The sequence below is a fragment of the Sphingobacterium sp. LZ7M1 genome, from assembly GCF_024296865.1.
GTDB lineage: Bacteria > Bacteroidota > Bacteroidia > Sphingobacteriales > Sphingobacteriaceae > Sphingobacterium.
The window spans coordinates 2,718,778-2,744,117 of the sequence record NZ_CP101134.1; the positions used below are offsets into that span (position 1 = coordinate 2,718,778).

The 25,340-nt window shown below is 36.8% G+C and carries 21 protein-coding genes; 17 read left to right on the top strand and 4 right to left on the bottom strand.

The genetic code is table 11. The features are described from left to right. Positions 1-4: 4 nt before the first annotated feature. Complete coding sequence (locus NMK93_RS11780) at positions 5-1,363, bottom strand: Gfo/Idh/MocA family protein (protein ID WP_254527433.1); 1,359 nt, start codon at positions 1,361-1,363, stop codon at positions 5-7. A gap of 2,052 nt (positions 1,364-3,415) precedes the next feature. Here NMK93_RS11780 and NMK93_RS11785 point away from each other — a divergent pair. The 7 genes from NMK93_RS11785 to NMK93_RS11815 all read left to right on the top strand — a co-directional run bounded on the left by NMK93_RS11785 (position 3,416) and on the right by NMK93_RS11815 (position 13,288). Next, complete coding sequence (locus NMK93_RS11785; protein ID WP_254527434.1) at positions 3,416-6,076, top strand: DUF5916 domain-containing protein; 2,661 nt, start codon at positions 3,416-3,418, stop codon at positions 6,074-6,076. Between the two features lie 736 nt (positions 6,077-6,812). Then, positions 6,813-7,292, top strand: a complete 480-nt coding sequence (locus tag NMK93_RS11790; RefSeq protein ID WP_254527435.1) for a hypothetical protein — start codon at positions 6,813-6,815, stop codon at positions 7,290-7,292. A gap of 5 nt (positions 7,293-7,297) precedes the next feature. Then, positions 7,298-8,764: a DUF4407 domain-containing protein gene (locus NMK93_RS11795; RefSeq protein ID WP_254527436.1), complete on the top strand. Its 1,467-nt coding sequence runs from the start codon at positions 7,298-7,300 to the stop codon at positions 8,762-8,764. Between the two features lie 12 nt (positions 8,765-8,776). Beyond that, entirely contained in the window at positions 8,777-10,216 is a 1,440-nt protein-coding gene (locus tag NMK93_RS11800) for a hypothetical protein (RefSeq protein ID WP_254527437.1), read from the top strand. 4 nt (positions 10,217-10,220) lie between these two features. Then, on the top strand, positions 10,221-12,248 hold the full coding sequence (locus tag NMK93_RS11805) for a hypothetical protein (RefSeq protein ID WP_254527438.1): 2,028 nt from the start codon (positions 10,221-10,223) through the stop codon (positions 12,246-12,248). Between the two features lie 71 nt (positions 12,249-12,319). Beyond that, positions 12,320-12,742 (top strand): hypothetical protein, encoded by a 423-nt coding sequence (locus NMK93_RS11810; protein ID WP_254527439.1) that lies wholly within the window; start codon positions 12,320-12,322, stop codon positions 12,740-12,742. Positions 12,743-13,120: 378 nt separating this feature from the next. Next, positions 13,121-13,288 (top strand): hypothetical protein, encoded by a 168-nt coding sequence (locus NMK93_RS11815; RefSeq protein WP_254527441.1) that lies wholly within the window; start codon positions 13,121-13,123, stop codon positions 13,286-13,288. A 328-nt stretch (positions 13,289-13,616) separates the two neighbouring features. On the opposite strand, the gene NMK93_RS11820 is transcribed toward NMK93_RS11815, so the two are convergent. Continuing rightward, complete coding sequence (locus NMK93_RS11820) at positions 13,617-14,846, bottom strand: MFS transporter (protein WP_254527443.1); 1,230 nt, start codon at positions 14,844-14,846, stop codon at positions 13,617-13,619. 418 nt (positions 14,847-15,264) lie between these two features. On the opposite strand from NMK93_RS11820, the gene mnmE reads away from it, so the two are divergent. The 10 genes from mnmE to NMK93_RS11870 all read left to right on the top strand — a co-directional run bounded on the left by mnmE (position 15,265) and on the right by NMK93_RS11870 (position 24,031). After that, a complete protein-coding gene (mnmE, locus tag NMK93_RS11825; RefSeq protein WP_254527449.1) occupies positions 15,265-16,641 on the top strand; it encodes a tRNA uridine-5-carboxymethylaminomethyl(34) synthesis GTPase MnmE in 1,377 nt (458 codons plus the stop codon). Positions 16,642-16,803: 162 nt separating this feature from the next. Continuing rightward, positions 16,804-17,934, top strand: a complete 1,131-nt coding sequence (locus NMK93_RS11830) for a site-specific integrase (protein WP_254527451.1) — start codon at positions 16,804-16,806, stop codon at positions 17,932-17,934. Positions 17,935-17,938: 4 nt separating this feature from the next. After that, positions 17,939-18,694 carry a hypothetical protein gene (locus NMK93_RS11835; RefSeq protein WP_254527453.1) on the top strand — a complete coding sequence of 252 codons (756 nt, stop codon included), beginning with the start codon at positions 17,939-17,941 and terminating at the stop codon, positions 18,692-18,694. Positions 18,695-18,787: 93 nt separating this feature from the next. Then, positions 18,788-19,093: a helix-turn-helix domain-containing protein gene (locus NMK93_RS11840; RefSeq protein WP_254527455.1), complete on the top strand. Its 306-nt coding sequence runs from the start codon at positions 18,788-18,790 to the stop codon at positions 19,091-19,093. A gap of 101 nt (positions 19,094-19,194) precedes the next feature. After that, positions 19,195-20,406: a primase-helicase family protein gene (locus NMK93_RS11845; protein ID WP_254527457.1), complete on the top strand. Its 1,212-nt coding sequence runs from the start codon at positions 19,195-19,197 to the stop codon at positions 20,404-20,406. A 219-nt stretch (positions 20,407-20,625) separates the two neighbouring features. After that, positions 20,626-21,504: a toprim domain-containing protein gene (locus tag NMK93_RS11850; RefSeq protein ID WP_254527459.1), complete on the top strand. Its 879-nt coding sequence runs from the start codon at positions 20,626-20,628 to the stop codon at positions 21,502-21,504. Positions 21,505-21,587: 83 nt separating this feature from the next. Further along, entirely contained in the window at positions 21,588-21,923 is a 336-nt protein-coding gene (mobC, locus tag NMK93_RS11855; RefSeq protein WP_254527461.1) for a plasmid mobilization relaxosome protein MobC, read from the top strand. Beyond that, positions 21,907-23,364, top strand: a complete 1,458-nt coding sequence (locus NMK93_RS11860) for a relaxase/mobilization nuclease domain-containing protein (protein WP_254527463.1) — start codon at positions 21,907-21,909, stop codon at positions 23,362-23,364. The genes mobC and NMK93_RS11860 overlap by 17 nt, the downstream gene beginning before the upstream one ends. A 35-nt stretch (positions 23,365-23,399) precedes the next feature. After that, entirely contained in the window at positions 23,400-23,609 is a 210-nt protein-coding gene (locus tag NMK93_RS11865; RefSeq protein WP_254527465.1) for a hypothetical protein, read from the top strand. 32 nt (positions 23,610-23,641) lie between these two features. Then, on the top strand, positions 23,642-24,031 hold the full coding sequence (locus NMK93_RS11870; RefSeq protein ID WP_254527467.1) for a hypothetical protein: 390 nt from the start codon (positions 23,642-23,644) through the stop codon (positions 24,029-24,031). Between the two features lie 56 nt (positions 24,032-24,087). Here NMK93_RS11870 and NMK93_RS11875 read toward each other — a convergent pair whose 3' ends face one another. Both NMK93_RS11875 and NMK93_RS11880 read right to left on the bottom strand, forming a co-directional pair. Then, positions 24,088-24,624, bottom strand: a complete 537-nt coding sequence (locus tag NMK93_RS11875) for a hypothetical protein (RefSeq protein WP_254527472.1) — start codon at positions 24,622-24,624, stop codon at positions 24,088-24,090. Between the two features lie 79 nt (positions 24,625-24,703). Next, positions 24,704-25,291: a hypothetical protein gene (locus tag NMK93_RS11880; RefSeq protein ID WP_254527474.1), complete on the bottom strand. Its 588-nt coding sequence runs from the start codon at positions 25,289-25,291 to the stop codon at positions 24,704-24,706. Positions 25,292-25,340: the final 49 nt, after the last annotated feature.

Sequence of the window (25,340 nt, forward strand, 5' to 3'; positions counted from 1 at the left end):
CTTTTTAAGCGCCTTGGTAAGGATGTTTCCAAGGTGCCCTATATTCTCTTTTCAATCTCTTTGTAGCTTCTTCATCTCCTACACAGACTTTCTTCTCCGGATCATAGACCAATGGACGATTTAATTCCATGGACAGGTTTGCCAGAATACAGGATGCTGTAGAGATATGTCCCTGAAGCACATCTGCAACCGGTAATGTATTTTTATCGATGGCAGAAAGCAGGTTCCGCATCTGACCTCTTGTCGCTGGTGCTGCATTGAGCTCAATCCGAGGTTCCTTCAGGTCCTCAGGGTATTGCTCTCTTTCATAGACCACATCACGCACGACCTTCTCCCCTTTTTCCGGAATAAACTCCCATTTCATGGTACTTCCTTTCAATGTTCCCTTATCGCCATAGATTACAAATGCCCATGGGTATTCAGGATCTGCCGGCGTACCCCAGGTGCGATGGGTCCACACGCAATTCAGGTCATCGTATTCAAAAATAGCGGTCTGCGTATCGGCGATATTGGATTTCGCTTCTTTCTGCACATAGATCCCTCCTGTTGCCAATATCTTTTTGGGCCAGCCCAAACCTAACATCCAACGAACCGTATCGAACATATGCACACACATATCGCCCGTTATCCCATTTCCGTACTCCATAAATGCGCGCCACCAACCACCATGCGGAAGCCCATCGTAAGGCCGCAATGGCGCAGGACCTGTCCACATTTCATAATCCAAGAAATCTGGAACCGGTTCTTCTGGCGGATTGGCATTGCTCTTCATATGGTAATAACAGCACATTTCCACATGCGAAATTTTACCCAACAATCCTCTCTCCACTATATTTTCCTTGGCATCGATCATATGCGGCGTACTTCTACGCTGCGTACCGATCTGAACCTTTCTATTATGCTTTCTTGCCGCTGCAACTACCGCTTCCCCCTCCATAACATCCACACTGATGGGCTTTTGCAGATACACATGTGCTCCCGATTCAATGGCAGCAATTCCGATCAGGGCATGCCAATGGTCTGGCGTACCGACCAACACCAGATCCAGCTTGTTTTCTGCCAATAGCTTTCTATAATCCGAATACTTCTTGGGTACCTTTTTGGATTTCTGCTTTTGGGAAATCAGCTTTGCGGCTTCCTCCAGGTGCTTTTTGTCCACATCACAAACCGCAACCACCTCTACATCACTTACCTGTAGCAACCTGAACAGGTCACTTTTACCATACCATCCGGCACCAATCAAGGCTACCGTTCTAGCTTTTAATATCTCCGCTGCAAAGCCCGCCTGCTGCAAGGCAGCAATGGACAGTAAGGCACCAGTTCCAAAAATAAATTGCCTACGATTGAGGTTTATGTTTCCCATAAGGATAGAGGTTTTAAGGTTTATAGCTTTTAAGATAGGCAAAAATTAAATATTAGACAATAGATGTGAGATGTGAGATTTGAGATTTGAGACATTTCTGGCTTGGGAGGACTGGTGTTTTTTTGAACCAGGATTGAATGGATGAGTGGATGGACCAAGAACTGGGAACGAACTAGAATGTCCTTCGACGCCACTCAGGAAACGGGATTGGAGGATAGACCAAGATCAATTCTGATTGACGAGCGGCATCTTGGCTTTGCTTGATATCTCTCGAGACTCGGCACAGGATTATTAAACCAAAATCATTGGTGATATGCCTTTCGGTTATTAATTTATCACGCTTGGTAGGGACGAATCGCATTCGCCCGCTTCATATTTGGAACATTTAATAGGATTGTATGGCGTACTTTCCTGCACCTTCGGTTTCCGCCACGATGTCATTCTGACGAAGGAAGAATCTCGGAATTTTACAGACTTAATCAATTACCGAAGGCATTGGCGTACAGATTCTTCACTGATCGTTCAGAATCAAAATACGCTATAGAGGGATTCAGAGTGAAACGAAGAATCTATTGTTTTTATTTTTTTGAGATGGTTGTCATTACGAATCGTAAGATGAGTAAACTATTTCAAATAAAGAATGGATAGGTCCGAGACCCTTCGGGGAAAGCCCTCAGGGTGACACAAAAGATTTATTGAAAAACATTTCACCCCCGCTGGGGGTTTTCAAAACAAACTCCATCCTTCCAAAGGAAGTCCTTTAGCAACCGGCTCATTTCCAATGGCGGAAAAATGGAAAGAATGCCGTTGCCCTGCGCGATGGGATTGCTAAAATAATTGAACCCTTCTAGGGTTCTTTTTATTACAGGAATTCCGCATTGATAATGAGTTAAGGAACATTTCCCTTCCGAAGGAAGCCCTTTAGCCCCGGCTCATTTCCAATGGCGGAAAAATGGAAAGGATGCCGTTGCCCTGTGGGATGGGATTGGCCTTGGAATGCTTTCAAAAAATTCTCCATCAAAAGGGAGAATTTTGAAGGAAGATATTCCCGACAACAAGGCATTCTTGTCCATGTGCGGATGACCGTGCGAAAAGCCATCTTAAATGAGCCGAAGCCTTTTGGTTACTTTTGGGCTTCAAAAGTAACGAAGAAAAATTGGTATCCGTGAGCTCCTTCGTCGGTTTGGTTACTTTTGCGCATCAAAAGTAACGAAGAAAATTATTTGAAATTCAACTTGTCAATGGTTCGAAAGAAAGATCTCGGAAATTTACGGACTTAATCAATTACGGATGGCATTGGCGTACAGGTCCTCAATCTTCGATTGAGTATGACAAGGTCATAAGGTGGAGATCCGTACAGATTCCTCACTGATCGTTCAGAATAAAAATGCAAATGAGGTATTCAAACAATTCGATAAGGCCAATATTACTTAATGGGGAATCACCCTCATAATCCCCCACAAGTAACATTAATTCAATTTACTAAACGAGAATCTTAGGTTTCAGTAAAAATTACTGGTTGATTATTCGTTTATGTCCTAACGCGCTAACTCGTTATTGTATAAACATACAGGACAAACAAAAATAATAAAAACTTACTAATGTTGTATTTTATTGATTTTCATAGGTATAAAGCAGTGCTATAGGTAATATTTTACCGTTTATATCACAAAAATAACATAGAATATCATACAAATAAAATTAATAAGTATATACATATTAAATAAAAGTATATTCAACTGATAATCAGGGACAAAAAAATTAATAACTAATGTCACATGGAATAAAAAATGATTTGATGGGATGGTTTGAACCAGGATTGTGGTCAAATATAGCCTATATCGCCACGTTTTACCAATGATCTTGGTCTATCCTCACATCCCGAACATCCTGGTTCAAAACCCGATCTATGCAATCCCCTAGAAACATGTCGCCCTCCTTTTTCCCTATCAGGTAACAGAAATTAAACATCCCTTCCCCCTATTATTAATCAATAATTTAATACATTTGGCACGATCGATTTAAAACCTCGTGTTTTCCTAAACTCAACCGATGAAATACGTACTGTCATTAATCTTACTCTTCCATATAAGCTTTGCATTCTGTCAAGATGAGCGTAAGCCTGTTGTATCTTTTGAAGATGCCTACAAACGGGATTACCAAGCCACCAAAATCTCGGAACATCAACCTAAGGTCGATGGAAAACTGGATGAAGACCTCTGGCAGAACCAAGGGGTCTGGTCGGAGAAATTTTCCCAGGTTATCCCCTTTGAACGGGCACATACCGGCTCGTGGACCAAAATGAAGATCTTTTACGATGACAAGAACATCTATGTTGGGGTTTATTGCAAGGACATCCACCCTGAGACCATGAACGCCTTTATCGGAAACCGGGACGACAACAGCAATGGCGACCTGATCAGTATTGCCTTCGACCCTTACCACGATTACCGCGCTGCCGTGGAATTCAATATCAACCTTGGTGGTAATAAAACAGACCTTACGGTAACCGACAAACTATCGGTCAACCTTTCCTGGAATGCCGTATGGGAAGGCCGTACCCATCAAGACCTGGCCGATTCCAGCTGGACCGCGGAACTGAGAATCCCATTCAACCAGATCCGATACAACCAAAAGAACGACGACATTATCTGGGGACTGCATGTCCGCCGGATAATCCGCCGAAATAACGAGGTACAGAACTGGTCCATGATCCCGATCAAGAACAATGGGCATGTGTTCTCCTTCGGAACCATGCATGGCATGCAGGACCTACCAAAACCTAAAGGGATTGAGTTCTTGCCCTATGTGATGAACAAAATGATCCGCGAACCAAAGATCGCCAACAGTCCCTATCAAGATGGTAACCGCTGGAAACCAAATGCGGGTCTGGATGCTAAATTCGCCATTTCAGATTATACCATGGACCTTTCCATCAATCCTGACTATGGTCAGGTCGAACTGGATCCTTCTGTCATGAACCTAACTGCCTACGAGGTATTTTATGAAGAAAAAAGACCCTTCTTTTTGGAAGGAAAGCATATTTTGGAATTTGACAACAATGAAGGCGGAATGATGTTCTATTCCCGCCGGATCGGTTCCAGATCTCGATATCAATACCCATTGGTAGACAATCAGCAGATCTTTGCCAGCAGCACCGATTTCGTGCCCATCCTTGGTGCCATGAAACTTACCGGAACAAACCGCAAAGGTCTTACCATAGGGATCTTGGAAAGTATAACCGCCAAGACTTCCCAAAAGGTGACCCAGCTCGGTTCTGCTGAGGAACGGATACAAACCGAACCATTGACCAACTATACCGTAGCCAGGGTGCAGAAAAACTGGGACGGAAATACCCTTTTGGGCGGTATGATCACTTCGGTAAACCGCAAGATGGATGCTCCGCATCTAGAGGAGTTCCTGGTTAAAGACGCTTTTACCGCTGGAGTTGACTTTACCAAGTATTTCTCCAATCGCCTCTATTATGTGGAAACCAAAGCCATGTACAGTACGCTTTCGGGAACGAAAGATGCCTTAATGGCCACCAAGACCAATGCCACGCACTTCTTCCAACGAAAATCGGGAGCAGAATACCTCAACATGAATCCAGACGCCACTTCTCTTAGTGGAACCGGCGGATACATCAAGGCCGGGAAAAAGGGAAATGCCCAATGGAACTATGCGGAAACCTTTAGCTGGTCCTCCCCTGGTTTCGATTTAAATGAGGTCGGTTACCTTAAACAAACCGACTATAAACTGAACGAATCGGAACTTGCTTTCCGCAAGACCGATCCATGGGGACCTTTCCGCGCTGCTGGTATCACCTTGACCCAAAGGAACGTTTGGAACTATGGTGGCAAGGCCATGGACAACAACCTTGCAGTCCGCTTTAGAAGCTTGACCATCAAGCGAAGAATAGAAATGGACCTAAAGGAAGCCTTTAGCTGGAACTCAGTTGACAGCCGCATGCTCCGCGGTGGTTATGACCTTCGCTATAACCCGAACTTTACGAGTACTTTCTCCATGAACTCCGACCGTGCAAAACGTATTTTCATCAAGGTTGACTACGACGGCAAGCATTTCCTGGACGGAGAAACAAGATACAATGAAATCAGACCGTCCCTGACTTTCCGCTTAGGAAACCATATACATTTGGTTACGCAATTCAACTATGCCTGGAACAAGGATAACTTGCAATATGTAAGCAGCAGTGAGCTCCCTAGCATCAATGCTGATGAAGTGACCTATGTGATGGGAAGGATGCGGCAGGAGACCTATGGATTTACCTTTAGGCTGCAGGGCAACATCACCCCTGACCTTTCCATTCAATATTATGGCTCACCGTTTACATCGACAGCGCAATACGATCGATTTAAGTACGCCACAAATACCCTTTCCAGAACCTATTCTGAGCGATTCCAAGAATTCAGTCCGGAGCAGATCAGCTATGCAGATGGTATGTACAGTGTAGGCACCGGTGCACAAGCAGGAAGCTTCAAGGATCCAAATTTCAGTTTCAATGAATTCCGTTCCAATTTGGTAGCACGCTGGGAATACCTGCCCGGTTCTACCCTTTACCTCGTTTGGGAGCATAACAGATCCGGCAGGATGCCAGTTTACCAACCCGGTTGGGGCAGCAACCTCGATAACATCTGGCGAATTGCTCCGACGAATACATTTATGCTGAAGCTGAACTATTGGATCGGCTGGTAGGAACAACTGCATGATCATCGAGCGGCGTCGAGATGACCTCTACCGTATTCCGAAGAATCATCGAGCGGCACCTCGGCTTCGCTAACCTACGAGACCAGGAAACAGGATCATTGCCAGAATTTCATTCTGCAAAAATTATCACATTTTGCAAGGTCGATTTGCATTCTCCCGCCCATGCATTTGAACCAGGATTAATGGGATGGGAGGATAGACCATGATCTGGTAAGGAACCAGGATGCCCTTCGACGCCGCTCAGGGTACAGGATGAGAGGATGGGCCAAGATCAATGGTCGAGCGGCATCTCGGCTTCGATCGATGATCGCCGAAAAGCCTACCAATCCCATTGTTACTTTTGGATCGCAAATTAACCACCCCGCTTCCGTCAGAAGAGAAATGTTCCTTAACTCACTTACAATGCAGAATTCTTGCAAAAAAGAACCCTAGAAGGGTTCAATTATTTTAGCAATCCCATCGCACAGGGCATCGGCATTCTTTCCATTTTTCCGCCATTGGAAATGAGCATCCGAGCTCTTTTTAAGCCCCCTTTCTTCAGAAAATTAAACTACTGAGTTATTGTTGTAAAATGAATGTAATTAAAAAAATAAATTAATTACGGAAAACCGTAAAACCCTTTGATTCATCCTTTATATTTTTACATAATTATTAACTAACTTCATTTTTTGAGAAATCAAACGATCAAAATTGAAAACTATCATTAATTATTAGGTGTGAAATTATGAAAATACTTGATACTATACCTATTCTTTGGTTTTCATTAAGAAATGAGATCAAATTAATTATTAAGAAATTCAAGTGTTTATTCCAAAACACAAAATTCCACTTAGAATACTTTGACTTTGAATACATTAATTCAAAGGGAATAATGGTAATCCATTACAAGACAAGGGGGTTATTTTATATAAAAATTCAAAATTTAAAAATATACAAAGGCAAAGGTCGAATTGTCTTAAACCTTGAAAATCTAGATGTTTCAAAAGGATTACAAATTATTTTCTTCGGTCATAGAAAAAAACATACAGAAATTATTGAAGTCATAGATGTTATTAATAGTCAATATAATACATTTCGGCCCAAATTTCTACCAAATATTTATGACCTACAAAAATTCAAAATTAAAAATACAGGAAATTTCCAAAAGTATTCTTTACATAATACTTCAACAATAAATCAAACCCCTAAGTATAAAATAAGATAATTTTTATGGATTCACAATTTTACAACACCAGAAAACCTGGAAAGTTTATTAAATTTTTATGGGCCTCTGCTGGAGGTGATCAATTCATACTAGAACGATCAACCTATAGTGATCAGGTGAAATATGCTTGTTTGGGAGGAATAGTCTTCGCTACTGGATTAATGGCAGGACTTTCTGGAGGATATGCATTTTATACAATCTTTGAACCGAGAGGAAATGTTTTAACAAATCCAATTCATTTGCCAACTATCTTATTAGCAATTGTTTTTGGATTAATATGGGGTTTAATGATTTTTAATTTAGACCGCTTTATAGTAGCCGCCACAGGAAAAGGTGATGGTACAGAAAAAATAACCTGGGACGAAATCAAAGGAGCCTTACCTCGAATAATAATGGGAATGATAATCGCAATCAGCATTTCTAAACCAGTGGAGATAAGAATGTTTAAGACAGAAATTGACACTGAATTAAGAAAAATCCAAATTCAGAAACAAACGGAATATGCGGCGGAAGTGGACAAGACTTTTGCAGAAAGAGAAAAAAACTTAGACCTTGATTTCCAAAAACTAAACAAAGAACAAGCTGCTTTAATCCAAAAAATAAATGAATACGACGATAGGTTCCAAAGTGAAATGACTGAAGGTCAAGGAGGACGAGGTAAAGGTGAAGGACCTGTAGCCTTAGCATTAAGACGAGAAAGGGAAAATGCAGAAAATCAATTACTCCGTTTCAATGAACTAAACGCTGCAGAATTTAAGGTACTTCAAGAAAGAAAAGAGGATTTAAGAAAAAAGAAAGAAGAAGAGCGACAAAACAATGAAAAAGCTGCCAACGGATTAGATGGATTGTTGGAAAGGATAAAAATTGCCCATCAAGTAGCTGGATTTTCAATTACATTGTTTATTACGTTACTTTTTATGGCAATTGAACTTACTCCTATTTTCTTCAAATTAATGTTAACCAAAACCCCTTATGATTATCTAAAAGAAAATATAGAAGATTTAATGATGGCGAATAATGGGATCGAAATACGCTATGACTATTATGAAGATAAAAAAGGATTAGAGCGACATTTAGTTATTAACCACGCTGCAGATATTAAATTATATGAGAAGATAAAGGAATCTGATATTCAAAAAGAACTCTCTGATTATGCAATTAAGCAATTCAAAGAGAAGGAAAAAGAAATTATTGACAACAATCCACAACTCTATATTAAGAAAAACACAGATTTAAAATCTAGAAAAGAATTTGAAGAAGAATTATCTAAAGAAATCCTAGAATATTCCCAACAGTTAGACTCAAAGCTTCAAAAAGAGTTGATTTCATTAGCATTTGCCAGAAAGAAACAAATAGAAGAATCTATAGTAATCAATAATCCAGATGAATATATAGAAAGTGTTATGCAAAAAAATGAAACAACAATTGAAGGAGAAACTGCCCTAGACTCGGAGGAACGAGAAATCGTTTAAAAGAACTCATTAATGAAGGCACATCTGAATAAAATTGAACAATTTCTATTATTCTTCTCTTCTGAGGATGTATATGTTATTGAAAAATATTTAAAGAATAAAAGTGGATCAAAAAAAGAGCTATCAATTAAATATTATTTTTTAACAATTGGCTTTGCTGTCCTAATATTTTTCGTTTATACTGCAATTAGCACAATTTTCTTTATCTACAATATTTTTGATGGGTTTTCTAAATTATTAAGTATTCCCATAGGGCTTTTTATAGGATTGTTGTTGGCAAATATTTATTTATTTCTATTATACACAATAACCCCATCAATTTTGTTCACCGCGGACAAAAAGAAAAAAAGAATTGCAAAAATAAAAGACATTAGAAACACTCAAGAAATCAATTCTTTACTCTCATCTTCATTTTTTTTTAGAGGTTTTTTCATAGTATTTATTGCATTGACCATTTCACAACCATTAAATGTATGGTTACTTATAGATTTAAACATATTGAATCTCGGAAAAAAAGAGATTATACAGCTTGAAAATTATAGATCACAATCCTTACTAGATAGCTACATTATTAATGATGAGCATTATTCTAAACTATTTAAAGACTTAAATAATAAGGAGGAACTGATATATTCTAGGCAATTTCCATTGGATCAATCATTGTTTAATATTATTAATAAGATTAAGGAAAAGGAAGATGAAGATTTAATAACAATTGAAAAACTAAAAGCTTATAAATTTAGATTGCAAGAGTTAAACAAAAATTTCCTCTCAAAAAAGATAAACTACAAAGAAACTGAAAATCTGATTTTTGAATTAAACACGTTCATTGAAAATGTTTTCCTTAGCGACGAAAACTTTACGTTTTATCTCAATAATTTAAGATTAGAAAATTTACCACATAAGGAAATTATCCAGCATTATATCAATTCTACCCTACCTTTTATGGAAGAAAAAATTGATAGCCACAATCAATTAAAGGAGCTTTTACATAGAAATAGTTTGTATACCCTTAAAATCAAATTATTAATGGGTGAGAATATATATGCATTAATTCTATCCTTAGTAACAATATGTTTTTTCTTAGCTCCTGGATTAGCAAAGTTCCTACTTCGAAAAAAATTCAATTATTATAAGTTTAGATCAGGAACTGAAAATGCTATGATTATTGATTTTTATAAAATGAATTGTGAAACCTACAAGCAAATTTTAAATCAAAAAGTTATTAATCAAAAGGAGGAAATAAAGGTAAGACTATTAAAAAAGATAGAAATCCTGAAAGATATAAACATCTCGAAATATGAATTATTAAAACATGAATTGGAGATAGAAAAAGAATATAGCGTTTTAGAAAAATATGAGCATTGGGCTGATGCACCTTTTAGAACTTTAAGAAAATCAGACATCCAATATCCAAATAACAAGGATTTATTAGCTAAAATTTATAGTTAGAATTATGAATCTGTTAATAATCTCTGTCATTATTTTCCTTCTTTGGTTTCTGTTTGGAAGATCCAAAAAAAAATCATCACCTGTTTCAATTGACAACAAAGGGCGAGAAAAAAGTTCTCCAGAAAACAAACAGAAAATTGAGACTATTTACCAAAGAGCGGAACGTCAATACAACGAATATGACGAAGAACTCGGTCTTTATTATAGAGAAATCGAGGTGCCTTATTTCTGGGAAAGAAAAACTTATATTTTTGGAAAGATGATGGGTAAGTATAATGGTGAATATTTACCTAATCGACTGGACCTCCCCATTTATCAGGTTAATATTTATGAAGCAGAAATTTATTTAAACCCAGCACTAGATTGTACATGTATTAATTCAGAAAAAAAAACATGTAACGGTTTACATCTTCACCAAGAAGGTGACTTTCAAATTAATGCTGATAAATTCACATTTGATAATACACAACTTCCAACAAAATACTTATTAATTTCACAGGAAACAGGAGAGAAACATCTAGTAGAACTACAAAACATCAACTTTTATAATGTAGTTTATTTACGAAAAATGCACCAAATCGAAAACAAAGAAATATTTGGTACAATAAATTGCGATGTAAATGCCTATATATCAGAAATAATTAAAGACAAAAAAGTAGTTAGGGAATATTCTCAAAAACCATATTCTCAAGATAAAATTCCTAATGCAATTCCAAATCCTGGCTCAGTAGAAAATGAAATTCCTGAAAATCAAAAAGGACCAATATTTATTCCATCCATAAAAACAAATTACTTTCCTGAAGCGAATTTTAGATTTGATAATGCTAAGCCTATAAATTCTAAAAATGAAAACACTGATAACGAAAACGATGAATTAGAAAATATAAAATTAAATAATGGAAATAATCCGAATCCGGCAATTCAACAACCAAGCTCTTCCAGTCTGAAGAACCCAAAGCACGACAGTAATAATTTTCCATCCAAAAAAAGCATATCTAGGGAAAATAAAAAATCAGAATTGGGTATTAGTTGGATTATTCCATTAATCTTTCTAGGAATGATTTTTTTAGTTATTCCAGGGTTGTCATTTATTTTTCCAATAATCTGTTTCATTATCCTCTTTGTTATTATTCCAATAAAGTTTTGGGAAATAATATTTAAAGGGTTTGCTATACTGATTGGAGTTTTTTATGCTGGAGGTCTCATATGGCTCCTAATAACTCTAATTACCCAAAGTTTCCAACCTATAGTTAATATTCCAAAAATCCTAGTTTCAGACAATACAATTAAAGATTTACCAAAGCCAAAATTGGAAAAAATAATCACAGATAGTGGTCAAGATACAATTTTTAGATTCTCTAAAAATTGGAAAGATTATAAGGGGAATAATTATTCAGGAAAATATTTCGCATATAAATCACAGTACAATGCATCTAGATCATTAAAAAGAAATCTTTCCCATTCTCCCAATGCGAATAACTACAATTTTGTTATTCATAAATTAAAAGAATTTGACAAAGAAAAATTAGTTGGATTATACAATATGTTTGATAGCATTGCAGTAGATAAAAAGCTGAATAAAATTCAATTTGCAGACATGGTAATTTCTTTTGTTCAAGATTACAATTATTCTTTAATTCTTCCTGAAGAATGTAATCCACAGCTATATTCAGATAATTTCATTCAGTCTTATTTAAGCAAAGGAAATGCGGTATGTGTACCGAATGAGCCTTTTGGATTGATGACACCGATGGAAGTGCTGGTTACATCAAATGCAGATTGTGATTCCCGAACTTTATTAATTTACACCATACTCTCCAATTACGGCTATGATTTAATTGTTTTGTCTAGTGAAATCTATGGTCATTCTTTAATTGCTATTAATTTACCTTATAATGGCAGAAACTATTATTTGTTTGAAAATCAAAAATTTGCTTTAGTTGAAACAACAGTAAGATCAAGCCCTCCAGCATACATTTCGAATGAAATCGCAAATATGAATAATTGGTATATATCTTTAAAATCTAAATAGTTATGAACCCTAATTACTTTTTTATTTATTTTATTTTTTCGTTAGTCACCATAATAATAACACTAATATTAATGGTCAATTTAGGAAGGTTCCCTGTTACGTCTGTTGAAAGTGACGACAAAAAAAATAACAATAACCTCTTAATTGGAATTTCTTTTCTTGCAACAGGTTTAATATTTAAAGACTTATTCCCTACTGTTTCTTCAACATTAAATTTAATTTCAATGCAATCGGAGGAGCTATATGGCAATAAACTTTTCAGAATTTTACTAACCTATGCAGGTATTACACTTATCTCAATATTAGTAAGTTATTTAATTAGTCTATTGGTTTTTAAACTACTGAAGAGTCAATTAAAAGAAACCAATTCTTCTATTGTTCTTCAAATTATTTTTTCTGCAATTTTGATTATCATGCTAATGGCGGCCAGTCCAATTGTTGTTGAATTTTTTAATTTTTATCAACCAAGTGTCAAAACTCCATTTTTTAAATAAACAATATATACAATAATATAGAACTCCAGGAATTACCAGCATCGCTAAATGGTTCAAGCTTTCTAAATACTGAATAATAACTACTTAATCTTTTTCCAAACATAATTACTCAGCCCATATATCCTTACCACGTAATAATACTGATCACGATTACGATGTACTTAAGGGAGGTATAGTGGATGATCGGGCTTTTGCTGGTTAGTTGGACGAAACCAGACCGGCGATAATGGGTTCAGCCCCACCCACCAACTGCAGAAGGGTTTCATTGGGAAGAGAAATGAATTTTTGTATTGAGAAACTTATTGCGTGGGTGAAATATTTTTCTTCAAATTTAGTCCCTTTTCGGGGTCATTCTGAGGAACGAAGAATCTCGAAACTATGCAAAATTCAAATGAAAACACCATTGCATTGGCTGCACGGTTCTTCTATCTACAATTAATTTATATTGGCGTACAGTTCCTGTACCTTCGGTACAGCATGACAGGACCTGTTGGGAGGGGAACCGTACAGATTCTTCACTGTTCGTTCAGAATCAAAATGCGCTAAAGAGGGATTCAGAGTAAAACGAAGAATCTATTGTTTATTTTAATAATTGGAGATGGTTGTCATTCCGCTATCGTAAGATGAGGAAACCATTTTTTTGTAAAGTTAAAGGTATGGATGAAGGTTTTTTTCACCCTAAAGGGAGAAATTATTTCAAGTTTGTATGTGGCGGGCGAATGCCATTCGCCCCTACAGTATCGGGGACTTTCCAGCGACAAATTGATCTTGGCCTATCCTCCCATCCCATTAATCCTGGTTCATTCCCAGATCTTGGCCCATCCTCCCATCCTTTTCATCCTGGTTCAACCGTCTAACTACTAAATACTATCTACTAACTACTCTTCCCCTTAACATACCTACTCACCCCATACATCATCAGCAGCGTAATAATACTGATCACGACGACGATATAACCTAACGTGGTATAATGTTCGATTGGGCTTTCGTTGGTTTGTTGGACGATGATCAGGCCGGCGATAATGGCTCCTATCCCACCCGACATCTGTTGCAGGGATGCGCTGACGCTCATAAAGGCGCCACGGTCTTCTTTTTCAGGCACTGCGGACACCAAGGCTGAAGAAGGCGTTACGCGGCTTAAGATCCCCATCATCATCAAGATGTTCAATACGACTACGATCGGGAAGGCTGTCGGACCTAAAGAGGTATAGATCAAGACCATGATCATCATCCAGGTGGTAGCGATGGCAAAGATCTTGTATTTGTCAAATCGGTCGCTGAGCATACCGACCATTGGCATAATCAAAAGAGAGGCAATTCCGGAGATCATAAACAGCTGTGGCAGTTGTTCGTGGGTAACATGTAGGTTGTTCACGGCGAAAACACTGCTGAATGGCATCATCATAAATCCTCCAACGGAAAGTAATGCGGTCGCCATAAAGCCGATCCTATATTCCTTGCGGGTAAAGGTCCCCCATAGGTGCTGCAGGGCAGATTGTTTCTTCTGCAGGCCGATATGTTCGGTAATAGGTTTTAATTTCAGGAAGATCAATACGGCAATCAGGACCGCTACGATGGCAATCATCAGGAAAGCACTTTGCCAACCCCAGGCATTACCGATATAGAGTCCGATTGGAATCCCCAAGACCTGGCTGGCACCGAAACCCATCTGCACAAACCCCATCACCCGACCACGCTGGTCCAAGGTGAATACATCGGTGATAATCGCCATGGAAATGGAACCGATCACTCCACCGAACAGACCCGTCACTATCCGAGCAGCCACCAACATGGGATAACTGGTGGAAAAACCGCAGAGAAAAGTTCCGATGATAAATCCGGTATAGAAAAAGAGCAGCAGCTTCTTACGATCGAAACGATCGGCAAATCCTGCAGTCAGGAGTCCTGAAATCCCGGCACTGAAGGCGTAGGCAGAAACGGCCACACCAAATTCAGAAGGCTTTAGGTCGATTGCTTTCATCAGCATATCCCCCATTGGAGACATGATCATAAAATCCAGGACAACGGTAAATTGGGTAAAAGCTAGTATGAAAATCACCAATTTCTGGTACGCAGAAAGCGGTGCTTTAGTGGATTCTTCCATATAAAAAATGCTCGGCTAAATATGTGTAATAATCTTCTAAGCCGAGCAAAGGTAGGGATTGCATCGAGCACTTGCATTTCCGTATTGAAATTTTGACAATCTATTTCCCGTCCTTCAATATTCCCTCAAATTTTTAATAAATAAGACTGGGCAAAAATCTTGAATTTTGGGTTGGATGCTGCTTCTGAATACTCTTCGAGTCTTGCTTTACCCTTATTCGAGACATATTCGAAAATTTCGAAATATGTCTCGAATGAGACCAAGCTGAATCCCGATAGAACTAACAATCCGTTTTTTGATTTCAGAACAATGTAAAAACCAATTGCAGACTTAGGATCTCTAAAACTTTTAATTATGTTTCCTCTCAGGATCCATAAGCTCCATTCCAAATACTCCCGACTATTCTTATCTTTGCGATATGTCTACAGGGTTAATTTCACAAGATACTATTATCGCTTTGGCGACCTCTCCAGGGGCCAATGGCGCAATTGCAGTGATCCGTCTATCGGGCTCCAAGGCCATTAACTTGGTCAATGAGGTTTTCAAAGGTAAGGATTTGACGAAGCAAGCTTCGCATACCGTGCATTTCGGAACCATCCGCGATGGCGAACATATTATCGATGAGGTTTTGGTGACCCTCTTTGTGGGGCCTAACTCCTATACCAAGGAGGATACCATTGAAATATCGACCCATAATTCGGCCTATATCATCGAACGCATCATCACCCTGCTGATCAAGATAGGTGCTAGAGCAGCGCGTGCCGGTGAATTTACCTTAAGGGCTTTCCTGAATGGTGGAATGGACCTTTCCCAAGCAGAAGCGGTTGCAGACCTGATTGCTTCCAATTCTGCAGCATCCCATCAGATCGCCATGCAGCAGATGCGCGGTGGATTCTCCAATCAGCTGAAGCAATTACGTGAGGACCTGGTACATTTCGCCTCCCTGATCGAATTGGAACTTGATTTCGCGGAGGAAGATGTGGAATTTGCCAATCGTGACCAGCTGAAAGCCTTGATCCAGCAGATCCACTCGGTCATTGCCAAATTGATCCGATCCTTCGAACAGGGGAATGTGCTGAAGAACGGTGTTCCAGTGGTGATTGCCGGAAAACCGAATGTGGGCAAGTCTACCCTATTGAATGCCTTGTTGAACGAGGAAAGAGCCATTGTTTCCGATATCGCCGGTACAACACGTGATACCATCGAAGATGAGATCAATATTCATGGCGTGACTTTCCGCTTTATCGATACCGCCGGAATCCGTCATACGGAAGATGTGGTGGAAGCCATCGGCGTGGAAAGGACCCGTGAGAAAATGAAGCAGGCCCGACTGATCATCTACCTCTTCGACCCTACCCAAGACCAGATCTCTGCCGTACAGGAGCAGATCGATGAAGTCAAAGGTTTGAATATTCCATTTGTGACCATTATCAATAAGTCTGATCTTCTCTCGGAAGACCAGAAAAAGGATTATGAGGTACTGAATCCGCTATATATTTCGGCCAAGCATCAAATCGGAATCGATGAACTGAAGGATGAACTCCTGAACCAGGTTAATCTTTCTAATATCAATACGGATGATGTCATGGTGACGAATATCAGGCATGTGGAAGCTTTGCAGCATACGCAGGAAGCGCTGGAGAAGGTGTTGTATGGAGTTGAGAACCCGATTACTTCGGATTTTCTTGCTATGGATATCAGGCAGGCGCTGCACCATCTTGGGGAAATAACTGGAACGGTGACTACAGATGATTTGCTGGAGAATATTTTTAGTAAGTTTTGTATCGGTAAATAAATCTGTTTTTCTTTAGTTTACTTTGCGTTCTTTTATTTGACTGTCAGTGTTTTATGAGACGCTTCACTTTTCTTTAGATTACTTTATTACTATATTCGTTGTCTATTTGCTACACCTCGACTATATTGAAGGTGTAGCAATGTACACCTTCAATATAGTCTAATGAAAATAACACTAAAAGAGAAAAAGCTGAAGAGCGGAATGATTAGTCTTTATATAGAATTTTATAAAGGCATGGCAGTGGGTGATAATGGAAAACGCACACATCTTAGAGATTTTGAGTACCTTAAGCTATACCAATTTGAAAAGCCTAAACTAGCTAGTGAAAAGAAAAATAACAAAGAGAATCTTGAGCTCGCTGAGAGTATACTAGCTATACGTAAAGCAGATTATGCCCAGGGCAAATATGGTCTTAAAAATAATATTAAGGCAAAGAGACCTTTCTTAGATTATTTTAAGGAGAAAGCTAATGATCATATTAATTCGAATAAGAATTATGGTGTATGGACTTCCGTACAATCTCACTTGGTTAAGATCATAAGTCCTAATTTAATTTTTGATGAGGTAACGGAAGATTTTTGCAAAATGATTCGAAATTATTTTGATCGTGATGCCCGAACCAAAAGTAATCTACCTCTTTCTACAAATTCAAAGTACACCTATTTCAATAAATTTAAAGCGTGCTTGAAAAGCGCTTTTAATGACGGTTACTTAACCGTAAATCTTGCCCAAAAACTAAAGAGCTTTGAGCAAGGGGAGTCTCAAAGAGAATATTTAACCTTTGAAGAACTCCAAAAACTAATTATTACTGACTGCAAATACCCTGTTCTAAAGAACGCATTCCTATTTTCATGCCTTTCAGGACTTCGATGGTCCGATTGCAATAAGCTAATCTGGTCTGAGGTACGTGATGAAGGTAATGGTGTATATCGTATAAATTTCAGACAACAGAAAACTGATGGTGTAGAATACCTTTACGTATCTAAACAGACAGTAGATCTTCTAGGAGAAAGAGGGAGCCCTAATGAACGTGTTTTTAAGGGATTAAGGTATGGCATGACTTACAATAATGAATTAGCCAAATGGGTGTTAAACGCTGGAATTATGCGTCATATAACATTTCATTCTGGACGCCATACAAATGCGGTGTTGCTATTGGAGAATGGTGCTGATTTGTACACTGTTCAAAAACGGTTAGGTCATAAAGTTATAAAAACAACCGCCATTTATGCAAAGATAGCGGATGCTAAGATGCGTGAATCTGCTTACATAATTCCAGAACTTAATTTTTAAAAATATGAAAACATTACTAGATGTAATATATTACACTGCAGCTGCTATTTTGACTTATCAAATTTTTAGAGCTTGGTGGCATTGGGGTATTTTATTTGTTAAATTTATGTTTGATGAGCCATTAAATAAATTTAAATCGAAAGTCGAAAAACCCAGATTGTTTTTTCATATAGTCACCGTTGGCTTATCTTTAATAGCTTTTTTTCAATTGAAAAATTCTGATTTATATTTACAGTTTTTCTTTTTCATAGCTATTTTGTTTTTTGGTGTAATATTTCAGTTGACTTGGTATGATATATTTGAAACGAGATTTGTACCCGCTGTTAAGAAAAGGCTGAACAAATCCTATTCTGATTTTAAATCTAATTACCAATATGAAGAAGCTATTGCTATATACAGAAGTTTGGTTTCAAATGGATATTTAATTTTTGAAGATGTAAATGTTCAATTGATTATGGAAAAGCAATTTACAGAAATACTATTAAAAGGAGTTTTACCAGAAAAGCCTCTCTTCTCTCTTCAGATGGATTATCTTCAGATCAATGTTGTGTACGAGAGGATGTTACCTAGAATTTCACAATTTCCTTGGGATTATTTTTTAAGAATATTTACAGATTTTAAAGGTGACATCAATCTTCCTGCTCTTCAATCATCAGTTTCTAGGGCAAAAAAGAAAATGATCATTAAAAAAAAGAATCAATATGCGCGTGAACAAAGCATAATTGAGTCGATATTTTTATCTGCACCTAAATACGGTTAAGAATATTGGTTAATTTGGTTAAGAACTTAACTTACGGCCGGATTTTATTACTATTCCATCTTTCTTTGCTTGACTTAACAATCAAAGTACAAGATGGAGAAAAACGAATTAATCTTAGAAAAATTAGACCGATTAGAAAAATATCTAATCGGTTTTAAGGACATTTTAAATGTTGAAGACTTAGCTTTTTATACAGGGTATAAGCCTGCATATATCTATAAGCTCGTACACGAATCCAAAATTCCTTATTCCAAATCGGAAGCTGGTGGTTCAAAATTGTTTTTTAGTCGTAAAGCTATTGATTCCTGGTTGATGGGTAATCGATATAAGTCTACAAACGAATCACAAATTCAAGCCTTTAATTATACCGCAAAAACAACTTCAAAAAAGAAGGGATAAGCATTGCTACCTATCTCTTCTTTTAAATTTCTTACGGGCTGATGCCGATTATAGACCTGACAGTCAAAGATAGCGTATCCTGCTCAATAAATCAATTCCATATGATGAATGAAAATACTACATACCCTTACATAAGGGTCAGGACTGCTTATTATAAAAAAATTAAAAAGCCACTTTTATCTGGAGACTTTGTAGAAACTTTAGCTCCATGGTCACTTGATGTAATTAAACAAGATTATGGACGCAAATGGTCCGAAGTGTTTGATCAAATACCAAAGTATGATGGTTTTTGTAATATTCCATCACACATGGATTATAAACGGTCTTACAAAGGGTTCTATAATCAGTATGAACCGTTACTGGTCAAACCCAAAAAGGGTGACTTTGAAAATATACTGTACTTTTTAGAACACATATTCCGCGACCAAATCACCGTTGCTTTAGATTACCTAACAATCCTCTACAGACGGCCAACTGAAAGATTACCCGTCCTGTGCTTAGTTAGTACCGAGAGGGGAACCGGAAAGTCGACCTTTTTGGCTCTCTTAAAAGAAATTTTTGGAGCCAATATGACTTATAATAATAATGAAGATTTCAGATCGAACTTCAACGATTCCTGGATAAATAAACTTGTTATAGCAGTTGACGAAGTCTTGCTTGATCGTCGAGAAGATTCAGAAAAAATAAAAAATTTATCTACCGCACGTGCATATAAGATGGAATCTAAGGGCATCGACCGAAGTGAAGTTGAATTTTTTGGAAAGTTCATACTTTGTTCGAATAATGAGGAGGATTTTATCACTATAGATCCCTTAGAGACCAGATATTGGATTCGTAAGGTTCCTGCGCTAAAAACAACGGACCCGTTTCTCTTTGAAAAAATGAAGACTGAAGTACCAGCATTAATGTACTACTTAAATGAACGTGAGATAGCTAGTGAAAAGAAAAGTAGAATGTGGTTTACGCCAGAACAGTTGATTACTGATTCATTGTTAAAAATAAAAAAGAGGTTCCGAAATAAAGTTGAGACAGAGCTCTTGGGAATAATGTCGGAAATAATGGACAGCTATGGTATAGAGGTCTTTAACTTCACGAACAAAGATGCCATCGAATTATTGAGAAGCAATAATATAAAAGTAACCAGAGCAGAAGCGAAAAAGATCATAGACGTTTGGAATATACCGGCTTCAGATAACACGTTTAATTACACGACATATAAGTATGATCATAGCGGTATCTTATATGAGTCACAATTAAAAGGTCGGTTCTATACTATAAAAAGGTCTGACATTGATCAAATCTTGATGATTTGATGATTTAATTTTATAATTATTTAATTATCAATATGATATTTAATCATCAAGTTGTCATCAAACTATCATCAATCATCAATGTTGCTATTATAAAGCAAATTGAGATCATCAAAAATCATCAAAAAATGATGCTTTGATGATCAATTGATGATGTTGTATGTTTTTTATTATAAGACAATTACATCGTATTATCATCAAATCATCAAAAAAAATGTCATTATGTTACCCCAAGAAATAAACAAACAGCCAATAACCAGTTTTTTGGCAACAAACGGTATCTACCCAGAACGAAAATATCATGGATATTGGATGTATAAATCTTTAATAAATCCGGAGCAGAATACCGGAAGTTTAAAAGTGTCTTCTAACAACCTATGGGTCGATTATTCTGCAGATAATCTCGGTGGTACCCTAATCGATCTAATTTTGCTACTATTTCCGAGTTTAACTGTAAAAGATATTATAGATAAATTCTCTAATGGCAATTTTTCTTTTCACCACCCAACAAATTCGTTACAGGTGAAATTACACAATTCCTCTTCCCTTAAAATAATCAAAAGCGAATCTATCTTGAATCATCCGGGGCTATGTAAATACCTACAGTGTAATCGAAAAATTGATCTAGAAGTAGCATCAAGGTATTTAAAGGCTTACCAATATAAGATTCATGATAAGATATATTGGAATCTTGGTGCAAAAAATCAGCTTAATGGGCATAACTTATTTGCAAGCGGATTCAAATGTGCAACTAAGCAGGGAGTAACAGTTTTTGATAACCCAAATACAAACGCTATTGTTTGTTTTGAAGGAATTATAGATTTTTTAAGTTTTCTAATATTGTTTCCTGATCAGGAATATAAGCTGGGCTATTGTATTTTAAATTCAGTTAATAATATCAAAATGACGGGCGAGCTTCTGATTTCTAAACAGCATATTATAGGCTGTCTTGATAATGATAAAGCAGGAGATACGGCTACCAATAAACTGCGGCAAATTTCAAAAAGTATAGGAGCTAAATTTTCGGATATGAGATATCGCTTTAAGGATTACAAAGATTTAAATGATTTCTTATCGAGTGAAAAGAAAACTATTTTTTAGGTATAGATTAAAAGAGCAAGCTATGTGGTTGTCGGACAAACCACGCTTGCTCATTCCAAAATTCTCACTGTGTTCGCATTATTATGAGTAAACAAAATAGAACTATAAAAATTACTTTCCGAGTTTCTGAAGCTGAGCTTTTTGAAATAGAACGTCTCTGTAGATTTGCCGGAATGAATATGTCAGACTTGGTACGAATGGCCGTGCTTACAGCAAAGATTAAACCTGCAGATATACCCTTAGTAGACCAAGCTTCATTTGTCGAACTTAAAAGGATTGGAAATAATATCAATCAGATTGCTCGAAGCATTAACGCGGGAACTATCGATGGGAACTTGATTTTAACAAACATTCAATCTATCAGGATGAATGTTGAGATGCTTACTAAATATTTGATCCATCATGATAGCCAAGATTAAAATAGGAAAAAGTTTTATAGGTGCATTAGAATACAATACCAACAAAATAAATCACCCTGATATCGATGAGCGAGCTGAATTGCTTGAATCAAATTTTTCTTCGTTGGAAACAGATTCTGTTAGAAAAGAACTGCTTTTTTTAGAACTATTAAATCCAGGGCTAGAACGCACTACATTCCACACCAGTTTAAATTTTGGTAAAGGCGAAGTATTATCTAATGAATTAATGCTGGCTATAGCGAAGGAATATATGCATGGAATGGGGTTTGGAGATAATATGTATGCTATTGTTAGGCATAATGATACGGATCATCCGCATTGCCATATTCTTTGTCACCGAACTAAGCTAGATGGAAAGACAGTTTCTGATAGTAACAGTTATCATAAAAGCAATGAGGTTCTTCGGAGTCTAGAAGATAAATATGGTTTAATAAAAGTCAATAGCATTTACGATGCTACCAATAAGAATATCACAAAAAATGAAATCGAGTACATGCTGCGAACTAAAAAACCAACTCTAAAAGCTGAGCTTGAACTATTGGTATCCGTTTCGAAAGATAAAGCTGCTGATATAAATGATTTTGTCATTCGATTAGAACAAAAGGGAATAAAAATATTCTTCAGACAAGACACCGATAGCAATCCAGTTGGACTACTATTCCTCTATCAAGGGAAAGTGATACCTGCTTCTAAACTCAAAAAAGAATTTGTATTGCCCCGAGTTTTGGAACACTTTGAACTTACAAATCACTCTAAATTACCTGAGTTTGCCAACTACATCAACGAAAGGACTAATAAAGCGTTGGTGTCGCAAGGATTCAATAGCTTATATGTAAAAATCAGAGGAAGTGTGGCTTCTGTATTTATAAAGGCAGCTGTAAATCAAGCATTATCACAAAATAAATCAATAGATTCATTTATAGGGAGTTTAGAGCAAAGTGGCATTAATTGCCTATTCAATGTCGCCAAAACTGGACGAGTGACTGGCATGAGCTTAATCTACAATGGTAAAGCTTATAAATCAAGCGATATAGACAGAAATTTTAGTTCTAACAAAATATTTAAAAAACTAGGTTATGAGCAAGTTAGAGACAGCGAGACAATTAATAAATCAAACGCTGCAACAAGAGCGCGACATGGAGATCAAATTCCAAAAGCAAGTGTTGGAGAGGTTCGAAACATTGAAAAACAATCAGGTCGTAATCTTCAATCGAATAAAAACGGAGACCTCAAAATCCGAAAAACTATGCAGCCAGATTTTAAATCAGCTTCAGGAACAACAAGATCAGATAACATTTCTCCTGAAAAGGCAGAAATCACTGGAAAATTGGCGACTGATTTCATTAATAATATTAGCAGTATTTTTAATCCTGGTTATTCTAAAGATGGACTAAATACACAGCGAAATGATAAGAAAGTTAAAAATAAGCCATCTTTATAATATTAATATTTTTTATATTTCCGTATCTTTAGAGCATGAGCCTACAGAAAAGCAAACTATTAGAACAGATTCATGAAGGAATAATTGATCGCTGTAAAAAAGCCAATGTTCCAATGATTTTTAAAACTAGGGATTGTGAAGATGATGAATGGTATGGTAAAAATTTGAGTACCGGCAAGCTGTCAAAACTTAAATTTCTCCCATCTGATATGGGGACTGATATCGTAACGTTATGGAGTGAGTAAGTTTTAAATAGGCTAAATTTCAATTAATTACGATGAGTTACTACGAGGACGAGGAAGATTATAGATCATCTGTGAAATTTTATGGATTCTTATTTAAAATCGCTTTTAATATTGCAATAGTAATAATATTATATAAATTATTATATATCCCCAATTATCCTGAAGACCTAAAGAATTCTCCAGCATTGTACATAATGCCAATAATTGGAGCTATTGGTGCATATTGTTATTTAAGCTATTGGTTTGGTTGGAAAAATAGTCTATACATTGTAGGGATAGCAGGATTTTCTATTGGTTTGATCGCATTGACAAGTTTTCAAACGCTATCTACCCTTTATGGGGTAGGCTTTCTGATCGCTTTGGGCTATGGGGGTTATTTATTGATAAAGATGGTTGTTCAAGCTTTTCTTAAAAGACGTTGACAGATATGGGTTTATTGAACTTGGGAGTGTAAGACAGCTGTACCACATCGCTAGTTTTAGCTGGATAAATTCTTGTAGTATTCAAGCTTCTCGATATAAGTTTCAATATCGGTACGCCCATCTGAAAGATCAAATTCGCTTGCAAAATTATAAATCATGTCACTTAGTTTTTTTCGTAAGTAATCAGGAAGGGAATCATGCTGTTCTGCAAAATACTCTTCGATCATGACTCCCTGGACTTCTTCACTTTGTTGACTGAAAGCTTCTAAGTAATAACTCAGAGATTCTTCGTCGGAGCTAATAATATCGGCTACTAATATTGAAAGAATCTTCTGCGAGGACATATTCAGTCCATTTAACAGTTTATACAATTCATAATCTAGCTCAGGGTTGTGATCGCCGCAAGCATAGCTTAGCCTTTCGAGAAGATTTGTCGGGTAAACGTAATATGTGTCATTCTTTTCAATAGCAACCTTTTCAAGTAGCTGACCAATAAATAAGTTGGTGATTTTTTTCGAAATTTCTATAAACTCAGTTGAGAATAGCTCACGGATGAACTCTCGATGGTTTCCTCGGTAAATAGCCTGCTGCATGATAATTCTTATAAATATTATTAATGTTTTCTCTTAATATAAGCCAATATTATAAAAAGATAGAGTTGCACGTGTATTCTTAGTCAAGATATTCATTCGTGCCCAATATCGCCTCCGTAGTGTTGTAAATTTTTTTCTTGAAGTATTCATTCGCTGCAGACATTCCCTCAAATTCTTTAGCGATCTTGGTTTTCGTATCTGTTACAATTTTTAATTTTCTCTCATTAGATAAGTTAGAAAATTGTGGAGTTGTAATGGTATCGAGCTCTAATACAAATTCAAAAGATCTTTTTACCCCACTTAACATCGATTTTCTAAAAACTTTACGTTGCGCTCCAGTAAGGTGTTTGTCATATCTTTCGACATTATTGCTGTACAGTGCTGTTAATTCTTTTTGCTTTAAAAAGAAATCATTTAGTTTGAAATCAGAATCATCAGATCCCAATATATCCTCAACCTTCTTTTGATAAGCTTCCAAATTTGAATGACCCTCTTTTATCTGATTTTGGATTATTACAATATTATCATGTGAAATTGTATCTAGTACAGAAATTATTGGCTTTATTGCATTTGATTCCTTTGTCAATGAAGGCTTACAGTTTGTCATAAATAATAAAGTAGTAGCAAGGCGGAAAATTCGGATAGTAGCAGGTGTCTCCATGTTCATATGAGTATTTGTTAATTTTAATATTAAAATATTTTAATAAAGTTTGATG